Source organism: Streptomyces sp. NPDC002669 (genome assembly GCF_042889165.1).
Lineage (GTDB): Bacteria > Actinomycetota > Actinomycetes > Streptomycetales > Streptomycetaceae > Streptomyces.
The window spans coordinates 92,171-108,833 of the sequence record NZ_JBIAQQ010000016.1 but is presented as its reverse complement, the minus strand read 5'-3'; the positions used below and the strand labels follow the sequence as shown (position 1 = coordinate 108,833).

Sequence of the window (16,663 nt, the reverse complement as noted above, 5' to 3'; positions counted from 1 at the left end):
CGTTCGGGCACCACCCCCGCATCGGATATACCGAACCGATATGTCCGATCTGTCGCGGGGATCATGTCATTCGGTCCACACTGTCCATGTCGGCCGTCCCGGCCCACATGGCCGTTCGGCCGTATCCGCAGGCTGTCGATCCAACGGGAGAAACACCATGCGCCTCCGCTCCGCCCTCGCCTCCACCCTCTCCGTCGCGGCAGCCCTGGCGCTGACCGGCACCGCGATGTCGGTGACGGCCGGCACCGCGTCCGCCGGAACGGCGAGCCGTCTCGCGACATGTCAGGAGAAGGCCCTCACCGTGCACGCCTCGCCCGGCGGACAGCGGAACGTCGTCCGTGTCGACGTCACCAACCACGGCAACCGGGCCTGTGTGGTGGACCGGATCCCGACGATCACCTTCAGAGGGCTGGACGGCTCCGCCCAGCCCGTGCCGCCCGCCGAGAGCGGCCCCTACACGCTCTCCGCGGGCGAGCGGGCCCACGCCGCCGTCCGCACCGCGGACCCGGCGGCCTCCGAGGGCCACGTCGTCGGCAGTCTCTCCGTGGCGGCCGACCCCTCCCACCTGGGCGTCACCTTCAGCGGGGCCCCCGTCGGCATGCCCCTGGGCATCCCCGTGTGGGAGCCGATCACCACCCTGTGGCAGGAGTCGAGCGCCGCCGCGGACCGCGCCCTGGCGGATGCGGTGGGCTGACGGACGGCCACGGACGCGGCGGTACGAACCGCGACTACAGGCCGTGGGCCGTGCCGCCGACGGTCCGCCGCGGGTCGGGGGCCTTGGTCGCGCACAACGGGCCGCCCTGGAACCCCACGTTGACCAGCGCCGTGGCACGGCCCGCGGAGTCCACCAGCTTCAGGGCGTGCCACCGCGGCAGCCAGAACACCCGGCCGCGGTGCTCGGCGAGCAGTTCCGTCAGGGCCGCCGGGGCGTGCGTCCACACCTTCGGCAGTTCCCCGGCATGATCGAAGGCGGGGCGCAGCCCGATCCAGCCGTCGGCGGCGACGTCGCCCGAGGTGAGCAGGAGCTCCACGGCCTGGCCGGGCTCCTGGTGGCACTTCTTGGCGTGGATCCAGTGGACGTGGTGGCCGGGTCCGTGACCGGAGCAGCCGTCATCGGGGATGAGGTGGGGGAGCATGGGTGTTCGCCTTCCCGAGACCGTGGACCTCAGGTGCTCTGCCCCGGCGGTCCGCTGTTCCCCGCACACCGCGCGCGGGGCAGGTCCTCACCCGGAGCACCCGCAGCGGAGCGGGGTGCCGTCCAGTCAGCCGGGGCTTCGCACTGGAACTCATGACCCATGAGGACTGTATCCCACGGACGGCGCTGCCCGACGGGTGGTCAGGGCCCGTACCGGCCGGGGGCGCCGGTCTCCCACTCCACCCGCCGGTCGTCGGGCAGCCAACCGTCAGCCGTGCAGCAGGACCGGGAAGGCCGCCATGTCGTTCTGCGTCATCACCGGCAGCTTGTTGATCTCCTCGTCCGGAACGGCCGCCCGCAGTGCGGGGAAACGCTCGAACAGCGCGGGCAGGGCGATGCCGGCCTCGACGCGGGAGAGCGCCGCGCCGGGGCAGATGTGCGGCCCGTGCCCGAAGGTCATGTGCCGGATCGGCGTCGGCCGGGTGATGTCGAACGCGTCGGCGTCCGCCCCGTGCTGCTCGGTGTCGCGGCCGATGGCGCGGTAGGAGATCACCACGCCCTCGCCCTTCGGGATCACCTCGTCGCCCACCTGGATGTCCTCGGTGGCGAACCGCATCAGCAGATGGGTGGTGGGGGTGTCCCAGCGCAGGGTCTCCTCGATCACCGTCTCCCAGGGGATCTCGCCGTCGAGCACCTTGCGCAGCTGGTCGGGGTGGGTGAGCAGGGCCCGCACGGCGTTCAGGATCAGCCCGATGGTGGTCTCGTGACCGGCCGCCACCATTGCCTTGAGATTGCCCACCACCTCCTCCTCGGTGAGCGGTTCGCCGCCCTCCTCGGCAAGGATGAGCGCGCTGGTGAGATCGTCGGTCGGCCGCGCGGTCTTCTCGCGGACGAGGGCGGTGTAGAAGACGTCCAGCTCGGCCAGCAGCGCCAGACGCTCCTCCTGCGGCGTGAGCATGGAGAAGAACGCCTTGTACCGCTTCATCAGCATGGGATGTTCCGCCTCGTCCACGCCCATCAGCATGCCGACGACCCGCATGGGCAGCGGCTGCGCGAACACGGACTTGAGGTCGACCACCCCGTCCTCGCTGCGCTCGCCGTGCTCGGCGAGGGAGTCGAGCAGTTCCTCGGTGAACTTCTCTATCTCCGGGCGTATCTCCTCCAGTCGGCGCGGGGTGAGCGCCTGGGAGGTCTTGGTGCGCAGCCGCCGGTGTTCCGCGCCGTCCACGGTGAACATGGAGCGCCCGGCGTCGATCATGCCGATCAGCGGCCAGTCGTGCGTGACCTCCCCGCTCTGCCAGAGCCCCCAGACATCGATGTCCTTCACCAGCCGCGGATCCACGAGCAGTTGGCGGGCCAGGGAGTGCCGGGTGACGGCCAGGGCCGGTACGCCGAGCAGTTCGATCCTGGCGAGCGGACCGGCGTCGCGCAGGCGCGCCGTCTCGCCGTCGAGGTCCTGGACCAGCGGGTCGACGACCAGGACCGGGCCGTTCGAAGCGTCTTCCCGGGCGGCGTGCGGACAGTTCAAGAGAAGTCTCCTCTCGGTCGTACGGGGGAGAACCGGACGGGCAGCGCGGTCATCCCCCGCAGGAAGGCGGACTGTCGCCGGACCAGTTCCCGTGCGGAAACGGACAGTTCCAGGTCGGGCAGCCGGTCGAGCAGCACCTCGATCCCGGTACGGGCGATGATCTCGGCTATCTCCTGTGCGGGGAAGGGGCAGCGGTACTCGCCGTGGCTGAACGCCATGTGCGCGCCGTTGCCGCCGCGGCCGGACGGCCCTCCCGCGGTCGAGAGGTGCTGCCGGATGTGCGGGTCGGTGTTGGCGGCGCCCAGCCCGAGGAGCAGCATGTCCCCGGCCCGGATGCTCCGCTCCCCCAGCCTGGTGTCGCGCGCCGCCCAGCGGCCGGCGAGGATCTGTGTCGGGCACTCCTCCCAGAGCACCTCGTTCATGGCCTCGGCGACGCTGTGCCGCCCGCCGGAGAGCGCCACGGCGAACTCGTCGTCGGTGAGCATCAGGCGCAGCGAGTTGCCGATCCAGTCGGCGGTGGTGAGGTGCCCGGCGGCCGTGATGGCCATCAGGTCGAGCACGTACTCCTCGTCGGTGAACTCGCCGGGGTACGCGAGCATCCGGGATGCCACGTCCCTGCCGGGCACGGCACGGCGGGCCGCGAGCAGCCGCCCCATGTGCTCCCCGAACCGCAGATGGGCCTCCTGCGCGCCCGGCCCGCCGTCGGCCAGATCCCTGAGCACCTCGGCGATCTGCGCCCCGTCCTCGTCGGGGAAGCCGACCAGCCGGGCGAGGACGAGGACCGGAAGCGGTACGGCGAAATCGGTGATCAGGTCCGCCGTGCCGCGTTCGCAGAAACCGTCGACGAGACGGTCCGCCAGTTCCTCGCAGTCCTGGCGGAGTTCGAAGTGCTCGACCTCCTCCAGCGCGTGTCCCACCATCGCGGCGTGCCGCCGGTGCTCGGCCCCGGCGGTGAAGTAGATGGACGGCATCGGCCGGCCGACCATGGGTAACAGCGGCCAGTCGTCCGGGACGTTGCCCCACTGGTTCCACAGCCCGACGTCCCGGGGGAACAACTCGCCGTCGCTGGTGACCTGGTGGAGTTCGCGGTAGCCGACGACGAGCCAGGCCGGGAACCCGCCGGGCAGTTCCACGGGCACGACGGGCCCGTGCTCGTTCCGCATGGCGCGGTAGACGACGTGGGGTTCCGTGTGGAATTCGGGTCCGCTGAGCGGGACGGCGGACCCGCCGGGGCGCACCGGGCAGCCACCGCCGGTGGTCGCGCCGGTCGCGGCCGGGTGGTCGGGCACGGCGGATGCGGGCGGCGTCATCGTACGGGTTCTCCTGTGACGAGGGCTTCGCTCGTTGCGGCGATCGGTTGATCAACGCGGCTTCACTATAGGGAAGTTTGGTAAGCCTTCAGGAGTCAATCGAGAGCATTTCCCTCACATATTTGATCAACAACGACCGCTTTTGATGCCTTCTCCCCGTGTTCCCCGGCACCGCCCGCACCCCGTACGCCCCGCTCCTCGTACGCACCCGCTGCCGGTACGTGTCCGTGCGGCGGCCGCCGCTGCTCGCGGGCGACCGCCACCGTTGACGGGCTGCCGCTACGGCTTGCGGGCGACCGCACCGTAGATGGGCACGGGCCGGGTCTCCACCGGGAGTTCGCCGACGTTGAGCTCCGGGTGCCAGTCGACGACCTGGACGACCCCCGGTTCCACCACGTCCAGCCCGTCGAAGAACCGGCTGACGCCCCGGTGCGACCTCGGTACGAGCGTCACGCCGCCCGCCGCGTACGAGGCCACCCCCTTCTCCACGCTCTCGGGGTCGAAGTCACCCGTGAGCTGGGACAGGACGAGACAGCTCCCGGCGGGGAGCCGCTCCATGAGCCGTTCCACCAGCGCGTACGCCCCGGCGCCCGTCCCGTTCCCCTCGTTGTCGCCGTCCTCGACGAAGTGCAGCAGGGCGATCAGGGACAGTGCGACGGGACGGTCGAAGTCGAGTACGTCGGAGGCGAGTTCCAGAATCCGGTCCGGCTCCCGCGCGTCGGCGTCGAGATACGCCGTCGCCCCTTCGCCCGTGCCGCTCAGCAGGGCTTCGGCGTGGGCCAGGACGATCGGGTCGTTGTCCACGTACACGACCCGGGCGGCGGGCGCCGCGCCCTGGACGATCTGGTGCAGGTTGGGCTCGGTCGGGATGCCGGAACCGATGTCCAGGAACTGCCGGATGCCCTCCTCACCCGCGAGCCAGCGCATCGCACGGTGCATGAACCAGCGGTTGTGGCGTGCGATCCGCTTCGTGTCCGGCGACAGTGCGGCGATCTGTCTGCCGAGCTCCTCGTCCACGGGGTAGTTGTCCTTCCCGCCGAGGAACCAGTCGTACACCCGCGCGGAATGCGGCCTGGTGGTGTCGATGTGGTGCGCGCCGGCCGGTCGTGCACCGGACTCGTGCCCTGTCATGCGGCGTTCCCCCTGTCGCTGTGGTCGGTCCCGGTCCTGTCGTTGCTCCTGCTGCTGATACTGGTGCTGGTGGTGCCGTCGGCGGCCGGTTCCTTGCCGGCCGCCTCGAAGAGCGGTCACCCGGACGGCCGTGCGGCACCACCGGGGCAGGTGACCCCGGCGGTGCCGCACCGGTCACTCCTTGACGCCGATCCCGCCGAAGGCGTCGACGTCCGCGGGGACGGTCGCGCTGTCGGCGTCGGGCCGCCACTCGCTGAGCCGGACGAATCCGGGGTCGAGGATCCGCAGCCCGTCGAAGAGCCCGACGATCTCGTCGGGTTCGCGGACGTAGTACGGCACGGCACCGCTCTCCATGTACGCCTTCTCGGCGGCGATCATGCCCTCGCTGGTCCGCGTACCGTCGTACACCACCAGGTGGCTGCCGGACGGCAGTCCCGCCATCAGCCGGCCGACCACCTCACGGGCCTGCTCGAAGTCGCCCGCGTGGCCGAGGATGCCGAGCAGCATCAGGGCGACGGGCCGGTCGAAGTCGAGCGTCTTCCCGGCCTCGGCCAGGATGGCGTCCGGGTCGTAGAAGTCCGCGTCGATGTAGTCGGTGACGCCTTCGGGGGAGCTGGTCAGCAGCGCACGGGCGTGGGTCAGCACGAGCGGGTCGTTGTCCACGTACACGATGCGCGCCTCGGGCGCGATGCCCTGGGCCACCTGGTGGGTGTTGTCCGCGGTGGGCAGCCCCGTACCGATGTCCAGGAACTGCCGGATGCCCCGGTCCTCCACCAGGTGGCGCACCGAACGCCGCAGGAACTGCCGCCCCGCCACCGCCACGTCCACGAGCCCCGGGAAGAACTCCTTGATCTGGTCGCCTATCTCGCGGTCGACCTCGTAGTTGTCCTTGCCGCCCACGAAGTAGTTCCAGAAGCGGGCGGAATGAGGCCGGGTGGTGTCGATCCTCTCCGAGACCGCTGTGGCGGGAGGGGTGACGGACGGCTGCCGCTCATTCATGGGGGACCTCCGGACGCGAAAGCGATCAAGCTCTGCCCTCAACCTACCTGGGTGTCGCGGGAGTCATGCGTGGCAGGCCCCACCGGATGCACACCGGCGACTCCCCGCACGCGGACGACGCACCGGCCCGCCCGCACGCCGCCGGACCTGCCGCCCCGACCCGTGGTGGTGGGTCCGGCCGTCGTGCTGATTGACTGTCACGACCGGCCGGGCGGCCGACAGGGCTCCCCGGAACGGGCCGGGCGGGCGAGGGACGAGGGGTGTACGGATGGAGCGCGGTCGGACCGGGTGGGTTCGGGTGCCGGTGGGGGACGACGCGGCGCGGTGGACGACGCGGAAGAAGTGTCTGCGGGTCCTCGTCGTCGTGCACAACGTGACCTCCGCGACGCGGCTGCTCGACGTACTGCCCCTGTTCGACGACGACCTGCGCGTCCAGCTGCTGGCGACCTGCACGGGCTCCTCCGCGTTCGCCGCCGGAACGGCCGAGCTGCTGGCCGAGGTCGGGGTGCCGGTACTGCCGTGGGAGCAGGCCGCCGAGACGGATGCGGACCTGGTCATCTCGGCCAGCTTCGGTGGTCAACTGGAAGTTTTCTCAGGGAAGTTGGTCATTCTTTCGCACGGTATTGGATACACTAAAAGGCTGGCAGCACCGGACACCGGACACCGGACACCGGACACCGGACACCGGGTCGAGGGCGAAAGCGGTACGGTGCCCGCGCCCGTTTTCGGGCTCGCGCCGGAGTGGTTGCTGTCCCGGGGCAGGCCCGTCGCGGACGCGCTCGTCCTCTCCCACCCCGAACAGCACGAGCGTCTGCGCCTCGCCTGCCCCAAGGCGGCGCCGACCGCCGTGCTCGCCGGGGATCCCTGCTTCGACCGCGTGCTCGCCGCGCGGCCCCGTCGCGAACGCTTCCGCCGTGCGCTGGGGGTACGGCCCGGGCAGCGGCTCGTCCTGCTCAACTCGACCTGGAATTCCGACTCCCTCTTCGGTGACGGCGCGGAGGACGGGGGCGGGGGCGGCGGTGACGTGGTCGCCGCATTGCTGGACCGGATCGCGGACGAGTTCCCCGTGGACGAGTTCCGGTTCGCGGCCGTGCTGCACCCCAACGTCTGGCACGGGCACGGCCCCGGCCAGATCCGCGCCTGGCTGGATCGCGCGCATCGCGCCGGGCTGACACTGGTCGATCCGCTGACGGGGTGGCGGCAGGCCCTGCTGGCCGCAGACGCCGTGATCGGCGACCACGGCTCCGTCACCTACTACGCGGCCGCCCTCGGCACTCCCGTGCTCCTGGCGTCCGCGCCGCTGGACGCGCTGGACCCGGACGCGCCGATCTCCACGTTCATGCGGGAGGCCCCGAAGCTCGACCCCGGTGCGCCGCTCGCCCCGCAGCTCGCGGAACTCCTCCGTCGGCACCGGCCGTTGCCCGGCCCCGCCGAGTTCACCACCTCCGTGCCGGGCGAGTCCGCGGCACGGTTGCGGCGGCTCTTCTACTCGATGATGCGCGAGCCGGAACCCGGCCGGCCCGCTTCGCTGACGCCGCTCCCGCTGCCCGGCCACGAGACGGTGCCGGTCACGGTCCCGCTGCTGGTCCGGTCGCGGGTCCTGGGACCGGGAGAGGTGGCGATCAGCCGGTGGGCGGGCTCCCGGCCTCCGACCGGGCCGCAGGACGGCGGGGAACTGCACGTCGCGGTGCACGAGGACACCCGTGACGCGGACCGGCTGGACCTGGCCGATGTCGTCTTCCGCGACGGGGCTCCGGACGACCCCCGTTTCGGGTCTCCTTCGGCCTGGACGTCCGAGGTGCTCCGCCGCCACCGGGACTGCGCCCTGGCGGCCTATGTCACCGGGCCGTCCACGTGCGTGGTGCGGGTGCGCGGCGAGGAACTGCTGCGGTTGACCGCGGTGCCCGTCGCCGGTGCGGAGGGCGCCGGAGCCGCGGACCCCGCCGCGTACGCCTCCGCCCTGCATGCCTGGCTCGCCGCGGACGGGCCCGACCCGGCCACCGCCCGTGCGCGGCTGGCGCGGGTGGTGGCAGACGGGCTCGTCCTGCGGACGGGCGGCCGGGTCCAGCACGTGCGGGTCGCTCCCCCGGTGCCGCCGGAGCCGGGGAGTTGAGGAGCCGCCCCGGGCCTACGACGTCGCGCAGCGGTCCCGCATGTGTCGCAGGTGCGAGAGGTGGTACTCGGCCCGCTGGCCGTCGAGCGTCGTGATCGCCGCCTCGATCAGCGGGAGCGCCGCCCCGGTGTTCTCCTCGTCCAGCCAGGTCTCGGCGAGGTCCGTGAGCGTCCGGGCCGTGTTGTACGTGTCGCCGCCCGACCCGTCCTCGGGCCGGAAGTACGACAGCGCGGTCTCCAGTCGCCGCCGGGCCTCCTCCCGCCGTCCCAGTCCGCGCAGCGCCCGGCCGCGATGGCGCTCCAGCAGGGCCTCGGCGCGCGGCACGTCGGCCGCCCCCTCGTCCCGGGCGCCCATGGTGCCCAGGATGCCGGCGGCCTCCTCGAAGCAGTCGTACGCCTCCTGGTGCCGCCACTGGCGCAGCCTCAGCAGTCCCAGGAACTCGACGGCCGAGGCGTGGCCCCGCTTGTGGCCCGTCGCTTCCTCGGCGTGCGCCGCCGCCCGCGCCGCCTCCTCGGCCTCCTCCCAGCGTCCCGTCTCGGTGAGGGAGTGCGCGAGTTGCGCGTGGAGTGCCCCTGCGTCGGGGCCCTCGGCCAGGCGCACCCCGGTCCTGAGCGCCGACAGCAACAGCTCGTGGTGGCCCGCCTTGAGCTGGAGCGGCCACAGCGCACGGCACAGGCGTACGGCGGTGGCCGGGTCGCCGGACTCCTCGGCGCACCGCACCGCCTCGACCAGATTGCCCGCTTCCACGAGCAGCGCGCCGAGGGCGGCGCCCCGGTCCTCGTGCCGCTGCCCGGTCCGGTCCTCGGGCGGTGCCGGGACGCGCCAGCTCTCCGGGAGCGCCTGGTGGGCGGCCGATGCCGCCAGGTCGGCGTACGCGGTCAGCGTGTGGCCGAGGGCGGCAGAGCACGCGGCGATGCCGTCCTCGCGGATCGCCGCCGCCTCGGCGTGGGCGCGGACCCCGGCACGGTAGTGGAAGCGGCCGGTGCCGCTTCCGTGGTGTTCCAGGAGCATCCGGTCCGCGAGGTCCTCCAGGCGTTCCGCCGTGGCCGCGGGGTCGTCGCCGGTGGTCCGTGCGGCGATCACGGCGTCGAAGGCGGGCCAGCCGCGCAGCGCCATCAGCCGGTACAGCCGGGCGGTCTCCGGTGCCAGGAGCCGGTAGCCGTCCTCGGCGGCCCCGCGCACCGGGTCGCCGTCCGTTCCGGCGCCGCGCGGCGGGAGCGTGGGGGCGGAGAGCTGGTGGGCGGCGGCCCGCAGGGCGTAGGGCGAACCGCCGCAGCGGGCGAGCAGCGAGGGGAGCGTGGCGCGGGCGGCGGCGACGGTGGACTTGTCGGTGATGTGGGTGAGCAGGCGCTTCGCGTCCTTGTCCGTGAGCGGGCCGACGGGCACGCGCACGGCGTCGACGTTGGGGAAGGGGTTCCGGGCGACCATGACGGTGAACACACCGGGGGCCGAGGTGAGGAACGGCCGCACCTGCGAGGCGGAGTAGGCGTGGTCGAGCACGACCAGGAGTTCGAGGTCGGCCACGCGATGGCGGAAGAACTCGCCGAGCTGTTCGGTGGCGGGCGGCATCTCCTCGTCCGGCACTCCCAGTTGGCGGAGCAGCACCCGCAGCACGGTTCCGGAGTCGCGGGCACCACCCGCCCGGCCGCCGCCCAGGTCGGCGTAGATCCGGCCGTCCGGGAAGAGTTTGGCGAACTGTGAGCCGAAGTGCACGGCGAGGGCGCTGGATCCCATGCCGTCCGGGCCGTGCACCAGTGCGGCCCTGGGCCGCCCGTCCGCGTGCCGGGTCGCCTCCCGCCGGAGTTGCTTCATCGCCTCCTTGCGGTCGGTGAAGAACCTTATGGAGGCGGGAAGATTCGACCGCACCGGCCGGGCCGGGCCCGCCCCGCCGCCCACCCTGGACGCGAACGAACGCCAGTACTCGGCGAGTTGCGGATCCTCACGGATTCGCTCGTGCATCATGCGGGCCACGTCGTCCCGCTCGTCCTGCGCCGCGGGGGCCGGGACCTCCCGGCCGACGATTCTGCGTACGACGCCACCGGTCGACTCCCAGGCCCACTTTCCGGCCTCGTTGGCCATCCCCGCGCCGACCGCGCCGAGTACCGCCGAGATCGCCGCCACCGAAGTGGGATCCAGCATGTCGCGCACTCCTCGTTCCCGGCGTTTCGCACGGTGCGCCCTCCCCGGCACCGTCGCTGCCGCCGTGCGGACCCACGTTAGCGTCCGGTGGGTCAATATCCCCTGGGCATCGCGATGATGATCGTCGGGAGTCCGAATCCGATCGCCTCCCCGGACGCCCGGCCACCGGCCTTTCGTGAAGGTTCCAGTGAAATCGACGCCCCCGGCCCTCCTGGTTCGAGTCGTCGGCGGGGGCCGTCGGCGCTTCCCGTCCGGGCGGCCCCGGCCGGTGCGGGGAGCGGCTCCGGATGTGTTCGGCGGGGGCGGGCGTCCGGTTGGATATCCTGGCGGTTGTTCCAGGTCATCACGGCGTGCCCCGTCGGCCGTCCGCCGCGGGCCCACGGCCGTCGAGGGGAGAAGCCGTGCAGGGAGCAGCCGCACACCGGGGGTCGGCCAGGAAGGCCGAACAGGCCTGGCAGCAGGCGATGGCCCTGTTCCACCAGGGCGACATGGCCGCCGCGGCCGAGCGGTTCTCCCTCGCCACGACGCACGATCCGCTCGCCGCCGACGCCTGGCTGGGGCTGCACGCGACCGGGCAGCGCCAGAAGGAGGCGCTGGACGGCATGCTCCGCAGCTCCGGTTCGTTCGGCGCGCTGCGCACGAAGTTCGGGATGCCGCTCCGTTCCCGGTTCCAGCTCGGTCACTACGTCACCTTCAGGCTGGAGAACGCCCGCGACCTCTGGGTGGCGGCCCAGGCGGCGCTGCTGGACGCGGGCCGGCTCGACGAGGCGTGGGCCGGGCTCTCCGCGGCGCAGCTGGACTGCGACGAGACCCGTTTCATCTGTACCCGGTACGCCTTCCTCAAGGAGGACTGGTCACTGGTCCTGCGGTTCGCGCCGGGGATCCAGGACGCGTTCCTGTACGACGAGGCCCAGCTGTACGTCGGCGCCTCGCTGTTCGCGCAGGGGGTCTGTCACGAGTCCCTGAACGTGCTGGCGGAGCTGCCGAAGAAGCTGGAGGCCGGGAGCCGTTTCGACGCCGAGGTCAAGTACTTCATGGGACGTTCCCTGGAGTCGCTGGGCCGGGCGGACGAGGCGCTGAAGCGGTACCAGTACGCGTTCCGGTGCGCTCCGGGCCTCTTCGACGTGGACGTGCGCGCCCAGGCGCGTTCCAGTGCGCCGACGGCCGCGTCGGTGGCCGAGGTGTCCTCCCCCTCCGCCCCTTCCTCCGGCCCCGCGCCCACGCCCTCCCCCACGTCCACGCCCACGCCCGCGCCCTCTGCGGGGACGACCGCCCCGACCGCCGCCCAGGGCAGTCCGGAAAGTTCCGGCCAGGACGACGAGGGCGGGCTGTCGCGGGAGGAGCGGGACCGGCTGCTCGCCGAGGCGCAGCAGGCCCTCGACGACATGATCGGCCTGGAGCCGGTGAAGCGTCAGGTGCTCACGATGATCGCGCAGCTGCGCATGGCGGCACTGCGGAAGGAGCAGGGGCTGCCGAGCGGGGCCCGGCCCCGGCACTTCGTCTTCGCGGGCCCTCCCGGCACGGGGAAGACCACCGTCGCCCGCATCATCGGCAAGGTGCTCGCCGGGCTGGGGCTGCTGCGGTCCGGTCATGTCGTGGAGGCCCAGCGCGTCGATCTCGTCGGGCAGCACCTCGGGTCCACCGCCATCAAGACCAGCAAGGTCATCGACTCCGCCATGGACGGTGTGCTGTTCATCGACGAGGCGTACGCCCTGTCCAACAGCGGGTACAGCGGTGGCGACGCGTTCGGTGACGAGGCGCTCCAGGTGCTCCTGAAGCGGGCCGAGGACGACCGGGACCGGCTCGTCGTCGTGCTCGCCGGGTACCGCGAGGAGATGACCGGGCTGCTCGCCGCCAACCCGGGCCTGGTGTCCAGGTTCAACACCCGGGTCGACTTCCCCTCGTACTCGGCGCCGGAGCTGCTCCTGATCGCCCGGTCCGTCCTGACCGGTCAGGGCGACGAACCCGACGAGGCGGCCGCGGCCGCGCTCGGCGCCATCTTCGCCTCGGCCGTGGACGGCGGCATGGCCGACACCCTGGGCAACGCCCGGTTCGCGCGCGAGCTCTGCCAGAAGGCCGCCGCGCAACGGGACCTGCGGCTGTACGCCGAGCACGCGACGGGCACGACGCCCACCCGGGAGGAGATCGTCACCGTGCTCGCCCCGGACGTGGCGGCGGCCCATCAGGAGCTCATGGAGTCCCACGGGGACCCCGCGGCGTGAACGCCGGTCCGGGCCCGGCCCCGGTTCAGGAGTCGGGGCCGGCCCCGGAACCAGGACACCGCCGGTCACGGGTCCTTCCGGCCCCGGACCCCATTCGTACCGTTGCGGAAAGACTCCCGGCATCCGACGTCTACCCACGGGTAACTACCCCTGCTTTGATGGGCGGCACCACTTCCCCCCTTCCGCACCAGGAGTATCTGTGCCGCATTCAGCGATCCGCCGTGTCTCCGGCGCGACCCTGGCCGCCGCGCTCGCCGCGGCGGCACTGGCCGCCAACGCCCCGCAGGCATCGGCGGCGGACGCCCCGTCGTTGCGCGTACTGACGTTCAACACGTTCCTTTTCAGCAAGACCCTCTACCCGAACTGGGGCCAGGACCACCGCGCGGCCGAGATACCGAAGACGTCGTTCTTCCGGGGCAACGACGTCGTCGTCCTCCAGGAGGCGTTCGACAACTCCTCGTCCGACGCGCTGCTGAACAACGCCGCCGCCCAGTACCCCTACCGGACGCCGGTGGTGGGCCGGAGCAAGAGCGGCTGGGACGCGACCGGCGGGGCGTACTCGGCCCTCACCCCGGAGGACGGGGGCGTCACCGTGCTCAGCAAGTGGCCCGTCGTCCGCAAGGAGCAGTACGTCTACAAGGACGCCTGCGGCAGCGACCGCTGGTCCAACAAGGGCTTCGCCTACGCCGAGCTGAACGTGAACGGTGCGCGGGTGCACGTGGTGGGCACCCACACGCAGTCGACCGACCCCGGCTGCGGCGCGGGAGAGGCCGCCGCCAAGCGCAGCCTGCAGTTCGAGGAACTCGACGCCTTCCTCGACGCCAAGAACATTCCGGCATCCGAACAGGTCGTCGTGGCCGGGGACTTCAACGTGGACTTCCACTCCCCCGAGTACTCCTCGATGCTCACCGACGCCGGACTGGCCCGGGCCTCGGCACGCACCGGGCACCCGTACTCCTTCGACACCCAGGACAACTCGATCGCCGCCGACCGCTACCCCGACGACCCCCGGGAGGACCTCGACCACGTCCTGTACCGCGCCGGGCACGCGCAGCCGGCCGGGTGGACGAACGAGGTGGTGAAGGAGCGGAGCGCGCCCTGGACCGTCAGCAGTTGGGGCAAGAGCTACACGTACACCAACCTCTCCGACCACTACCCGGTGATCGCGTCGGCGCGGTAGCCACGGCGGCGGATCGTGCGGCGGGGCGTGGTGCCGACGGCGTACCGTCCCCCGCCCCACGACCGGTACACCGTCCCGGGTGACCGGAAAAGCCCCTGACGAGCTCATCTACGATCGTTTCGTGTGCGCACATGTCATAGTCGCCGAAGACGACGAGAAGCAGGCCGAGCTCGTACGCCGCTATCTGGAGCACGAGGGCCACACGGTCGGGGTCGTCGGTGACGGCCTCGCGGCCCTCGCCGAGGTCCGGCACCGGGAGCCCGATCTGCTGGTGCTCGACGTGATGATGCCGCGGGCCGACGGCCTGGACGTGGTGCGGGTGCTGCGCGCCGAGCACCGGGAGGTGCCGGTGCTGATGCTGACCGCCCGCAGCACCGAGGACGATCTGCTGCTGGGGCTGGACCTCGGTGCGGACGACTACATGACGAAGCCGTACAGTCCGCGCGAGCTGATGGCCCGGGTACGGACCCTGCTGCGCCGCAGCCGGCGGGGTCCGGCGGGGGTGGCCGGGCCCGTCGCGGACCGGGTGCTGCGGGTCGGCGCGCTGGCGGTCGATCCCGACCGGCACGAGGTGTCGGTCGGGGACCTGGCCGTGGAGTGCACGCCCGGGGAGTTCCGGATCCTCGCCGCCATGGCGGCCGAGCCCGATCGGGTCTTCACCCGGCAGCGGCTCCTGGAGGAACTGCACGGCTTCGACCGGTACGTCAGCTTCCGCACCGTCGACGTGCACATCATGAACCTGCGCAAGAAGCTCGAACCCGCTCCTCGCCGGCCGGTCAGGCTGCTCACCGTCTTCGGGGTCGGCTACAAGCTGACGGACCCGGCGCGGAAGGCCCCGCGTGCGTCGTCGTGACCGGGAGCGGCACGACGCTGCCGTCCGTGGTGACCAGGGGTTCGACACCGGTGTCCGCCGCGACCGGCAGCGGGCACGACTGCCGCTGCGCAAGAGCCTGTTCGGCCGGTTGCTGACGGTGTCCGCGCTGGTGGCCGCCTGTTCGGTGGCCGCCACCGCCTGGATCGCGGTGCAGACCACCTCCGGCGCCATCAAGCAGGAACAGGGCCAGAACCTCGCCGCCGACGCCCGGATCTACAACACCCTGCTCGGGTACGCGGCGAGCCACCCCACCTGGGAGGGCGTCGAGGACACCGTCCACGACCTGGCCCGCCAATCGGGCCGCAGGATCGCGCTCACCACCGAGCGACGACGGCCCCTCGCCGACTCCGCCGACCCCGCCGGCCGGCCGTCGCCGCCCGCGCTGCCGCACCGGGCGTCGGCGATCGTGGACCCGCTCTCCGTGGACACGGCCCTGTCCCGGACCGTCGACCGGTCGGGCGCCGCGGCCGACCGGGTGGATCCGCGCGCGGTGGGCCCGTTCCAGCTGCCCGCGGCCGAACGCACGGCGCTGCGGCGGGCCGCCGACCGGAGCGTGGCGTGCCTGAACGAGGTCGGGGTCGCGGCGGACGTGGTCCGGAGCCCGAGCGGGCGCCCGAGCATCCAGATCGTGGGCAACGGCCCGGACCGCATGCAGGACGCCCGGTGCGCGTCCGAGGATCTGAACGGGCCGACGGCCACCGAACGGAAGGCCCTGGACGCGCTCAACCGGCTCGCCAACGCTTGTCTCAAACGTCAGGGCCGTACCGGCATCCAGCTCAATCTGGATCTGTCCTGGGGCGGCGGCCCCGCACCCGCGGCCACCGGGGCCGCCGCCGTCCCGTCGCCCGCGCCGAGCGTCCGGACCGGCGAGGACGACCGGGCCACCGCCTCCTGCGTGAGCACGGCCCGCCGCGAGCAGCTCAGCTCCTACGTCGCCTCGCCCGCGCTGCTGTTCATCGGTGACGAGGGCGACGCGACCGTTCCCGGCTTCGACCTCTCCCCGGCCAACACGGCGAAGATCGCGGGGGCGGCGGCCCTCGTCCTGGCACTCACCGTCGGCGCCACGGTCCTCGCCGGTTCCCGGCTCGTACGGCCGCTGCACGCGCTCACCGGGGCCGCGCAGCGGATGCGGGACGGCGAGGACTCCGTACCGGTGCTGGTCACCGACGACAACGAGATCGGCCGCCTCGCCGCCGCGTTCAACGACATGGCGGACCACCGCACGCGGCTGGAGGCGCAGCGCAAGGACATGGTCAGCGACGTCGCCCACGAACTGCGCACGCCGCTGAGCAACATCCGGGGCTGGCTGGAGGCCGCGCAGGACGGGCTGGCGGAGCCCGATCCGGCGTTCATCTCCTCGCTCCACACCGAGGCCGTGCAGTTGCAGCACATCATCGACGACCTCCAGGACCTGGCCGCGGCCGACGCGGGCGCGCTGCGGCTGCACCCCGAACCGGTACGCGTCGAGGACGTCCTGGCGCAGGTGGTCGCGGCGCATCAGGCGCGGGCCGAGACGGCGGGGGTCACGCTCTCGGCACCGTCGGCGGCCGACGGCCCCGCTCCCGTGTTGTGGGCCGATCCCGTACGGCTGCGTCAGGCCATCGGCAACCTGGTCTCCAACGCCGTGCGCCACACCCCGGCGGGCGGGCGCGTGACGGTGCGCGCGTACGGCTCCGAAGCGTCGCCGGACGGGACCTCGACGGGCGGAAAGGGGCTGGGCGGGGAAATCGTGGTCGTCGAGGTCGCCGACACGGGCAGCGGCATCTCGGCCGAGCACCTGCCGCATGTCTTCGACCGCTTCTGGCGCGCCGAGAAGTCGCGCAGTCGCCGTACCGGCGGCAGCGGGCTGGGGCTGGCGATCGTACGGAAGCTGGTGGAGGCGCACGGGGGTTCGGTGGGCGCGGTGAGCGTCGAGGGCGAGGGCTCGGTGTTCACTCTCCGGCTGCCGACGGGGCCGCCGGAGCCGATGGACAGGACGTCGGACACGGCATCGGACAGGAGGCCGGAAGGCACGGGCCGGGGCTGATGCGAT

General features: G+C 72.5%; 12 protein-coding genes and 1 riboswitch. Of the genes, 6 read left to right on the top strand and 6 right to left on the bottom strand.

The annotated features are described in order from the left end of the window. Positions 1 to 157: 157 nt before the first annotated feature. The gene (locus ACFYW1_RS23445; RefSeq protein ID WP_388996403.1) at positions 158 to 694 is read left to right on the top strand and encodes a DUF4232 domain-containing protein; all 537 of its coding nucleotides are present in this window, start codon (positions 158 to 160) and stop codon (positions 692 to 694) included. Between the two features lie 34 nt (positions 695 to 728). Here the strand turns inward: ACFYW1_RS23445 and ACFYW1_RS23440 are convergent, their stop codons facing one another. The 5 genes from ACFYW1_RS23440 to ACFYW1_RS23420 all read right to left on the bottom strand — a co-directional run bounded on the left by ACFYW1_RS23440 (position 729) and on the right by ACFYW1_RS23420 (position 6,103). Continuing rightward, positions 729 to 1,136 (bottom strand): hypothetical protein, encoded by a 408-nt coding sequence (locus ACFYW1_RS23440; RefSeq protein ID WP_388996400.1) that lies wholly within the window; start codon positions 1,134 to 1,136, stop codon positions 729 to 731. Positions 1,137 to 1,184: 48 nt separating this feature from the next. Beyond that, a riboswitch (SAM riboswitch) is annotated at positions 1,185 to 1,294 on the bottom strand. A gap of 109 nt (positions 1,295 to 1,403) precedes the next feature. Then, positions 1,404 to 2,663, bottom strand: a complete 1,260-nt coding sequence (locus ACFYW1_RS23435) for a cytochrome P450 (protein WP_388996397.1) — start codon at positions 2,661 to 2,663, stop codon at positions 1,404 to 1,406. Then, positions 2,660 to 3,973 carry a cytochrome P450 gene (locus ACFYW1_RS23430; protein ID WP_388996394.1) on the bottom strand — a complete coding sequence of 438 codons (1,314 nt, stop codon included), beginning with the start codon at positions 3,971 to 3,973 and terminating at the stop codon, positions 2,660 to 2,662. The genes ACFYW1_RS23435 and ACFYW1_RS23430 overlap by 4 nt, the downstream gene beginning before the upstream one ends. A 279-nt stretch (positions 3,974 to 4,252) precedes the next feature. Continuing rightward, positions 4,253 to 5,104, bottom strand: a complete 852-nt coding sequence (locus ACFYW1_RS23425) for an SAM-dependent methyltransferase (RefSeq protein WP_388996390.1) — start codon at positions 5,102 to 5,104, stop codon at positions 4,253 to 4,255. A 174-nt stretch (positions 5,105 to 5,278) separates the two neighbouring features. After that, entirely contained in the window at positions 5,279 to 6,103 is an 825-nt protein-coding gene (locus ACFYW1_RS23420) for an SAM-dependent methyltransferase (protein ID WP_388996387.1), read from the bottom strand. 298 nt (positions 6,104 to 6,401) lie between these two features. On the opposite strand from ACFYW1_RS23420, the gene ACFYW1_RS23415 reads away from it, so the two are divergent. Then, a complete protein-coding gene (locus ACFYW1_RS23415; protein WP_388996384.1) occupies positions 6,402 to 8,216 on the top strand; it encodes a hypothetical protein in 1,815 nt (604 codons plus the stop codon). A gap of 15 nt (positions 8,217 to 8,231) precedes the next feature. Here ACFYW1_RS23415 and ACFYW1_RS23410 read toward each other — a convergent pair whose 3' ends face one another. Next, positions 8,232 to 10,355, bottom strand: coding sequence for a tetratricopeptide repeat protein (locus ACFYW1_RS23410; RefSeq protein ID WP_388996381.1), 2,124 nt, complete (start codon positions 10,353 to 10,355; stop codon positions 8,232 to 8,234). A gap of 401 nt (positions 10,356 to 10,756) precedes the next feature. Here ACFYW1_RS23410 and ACFYW1_RS23405 point away from each other — a divergent pair, with 401 nt between their 5' ends. From ACFYW1_RS23405 to ACFYW1_RS23390, 4 genes are all read left to right on the top strand, one after another. Next, positions 10,757 to 12,577 carry an AAA family ATPase gene (locus tag ACFYW1_RS23405; protein WP_388996378.1) on the top strand — a complete coding sequence of 607 codons (1,821 nt, stop codon included), beginning with the start codon at positions 10,757 to 10,759 and terminating at the stop codon, positions 12,575 to 12,577. Between the two features lie 199 nt (positions 12,578 to 12,776). Further along, positions 12,777 to 13,757 carry a sphingomyelin phosphodiesterase gene (sph, locus tag ACFYW1_RS23400; protein ID WP_388996375.1) on the top strand — a complete coding sequence of 327 codons (981 nt, stop codon included), beginning with the start codon at positions 12,777 to 12,779 and terminating at the stop codon, positions 13,755 to 13,757. A 121-nt stretch (positions 13,758 to 13,878) separates the two neighbouring features. After that, entirely contained in the window at positions 13,879 to 14,610 is a 732-nt protein-coding gene (locus ACFYW1_RS23395) for a response regulator transcription factor (protein ID WP_388996372.1), read from the top strand. An 85-nt stretch (positions 14,611 to 14,695) separates the two neighbouring features. Beyond that, positions 14,696 to 16,657, top strand: a complete 1,962-nt coding sequence (locus tag ACFYW1_RS23390; protein WP_388996630.1) for a sensor histidine kinase — start codon at positions 14,696 to 14,698, stop codon at positions 16,655 to 16,657. Positions 16,658 to 16,663 lie beyond the last annotated feature (6 nt).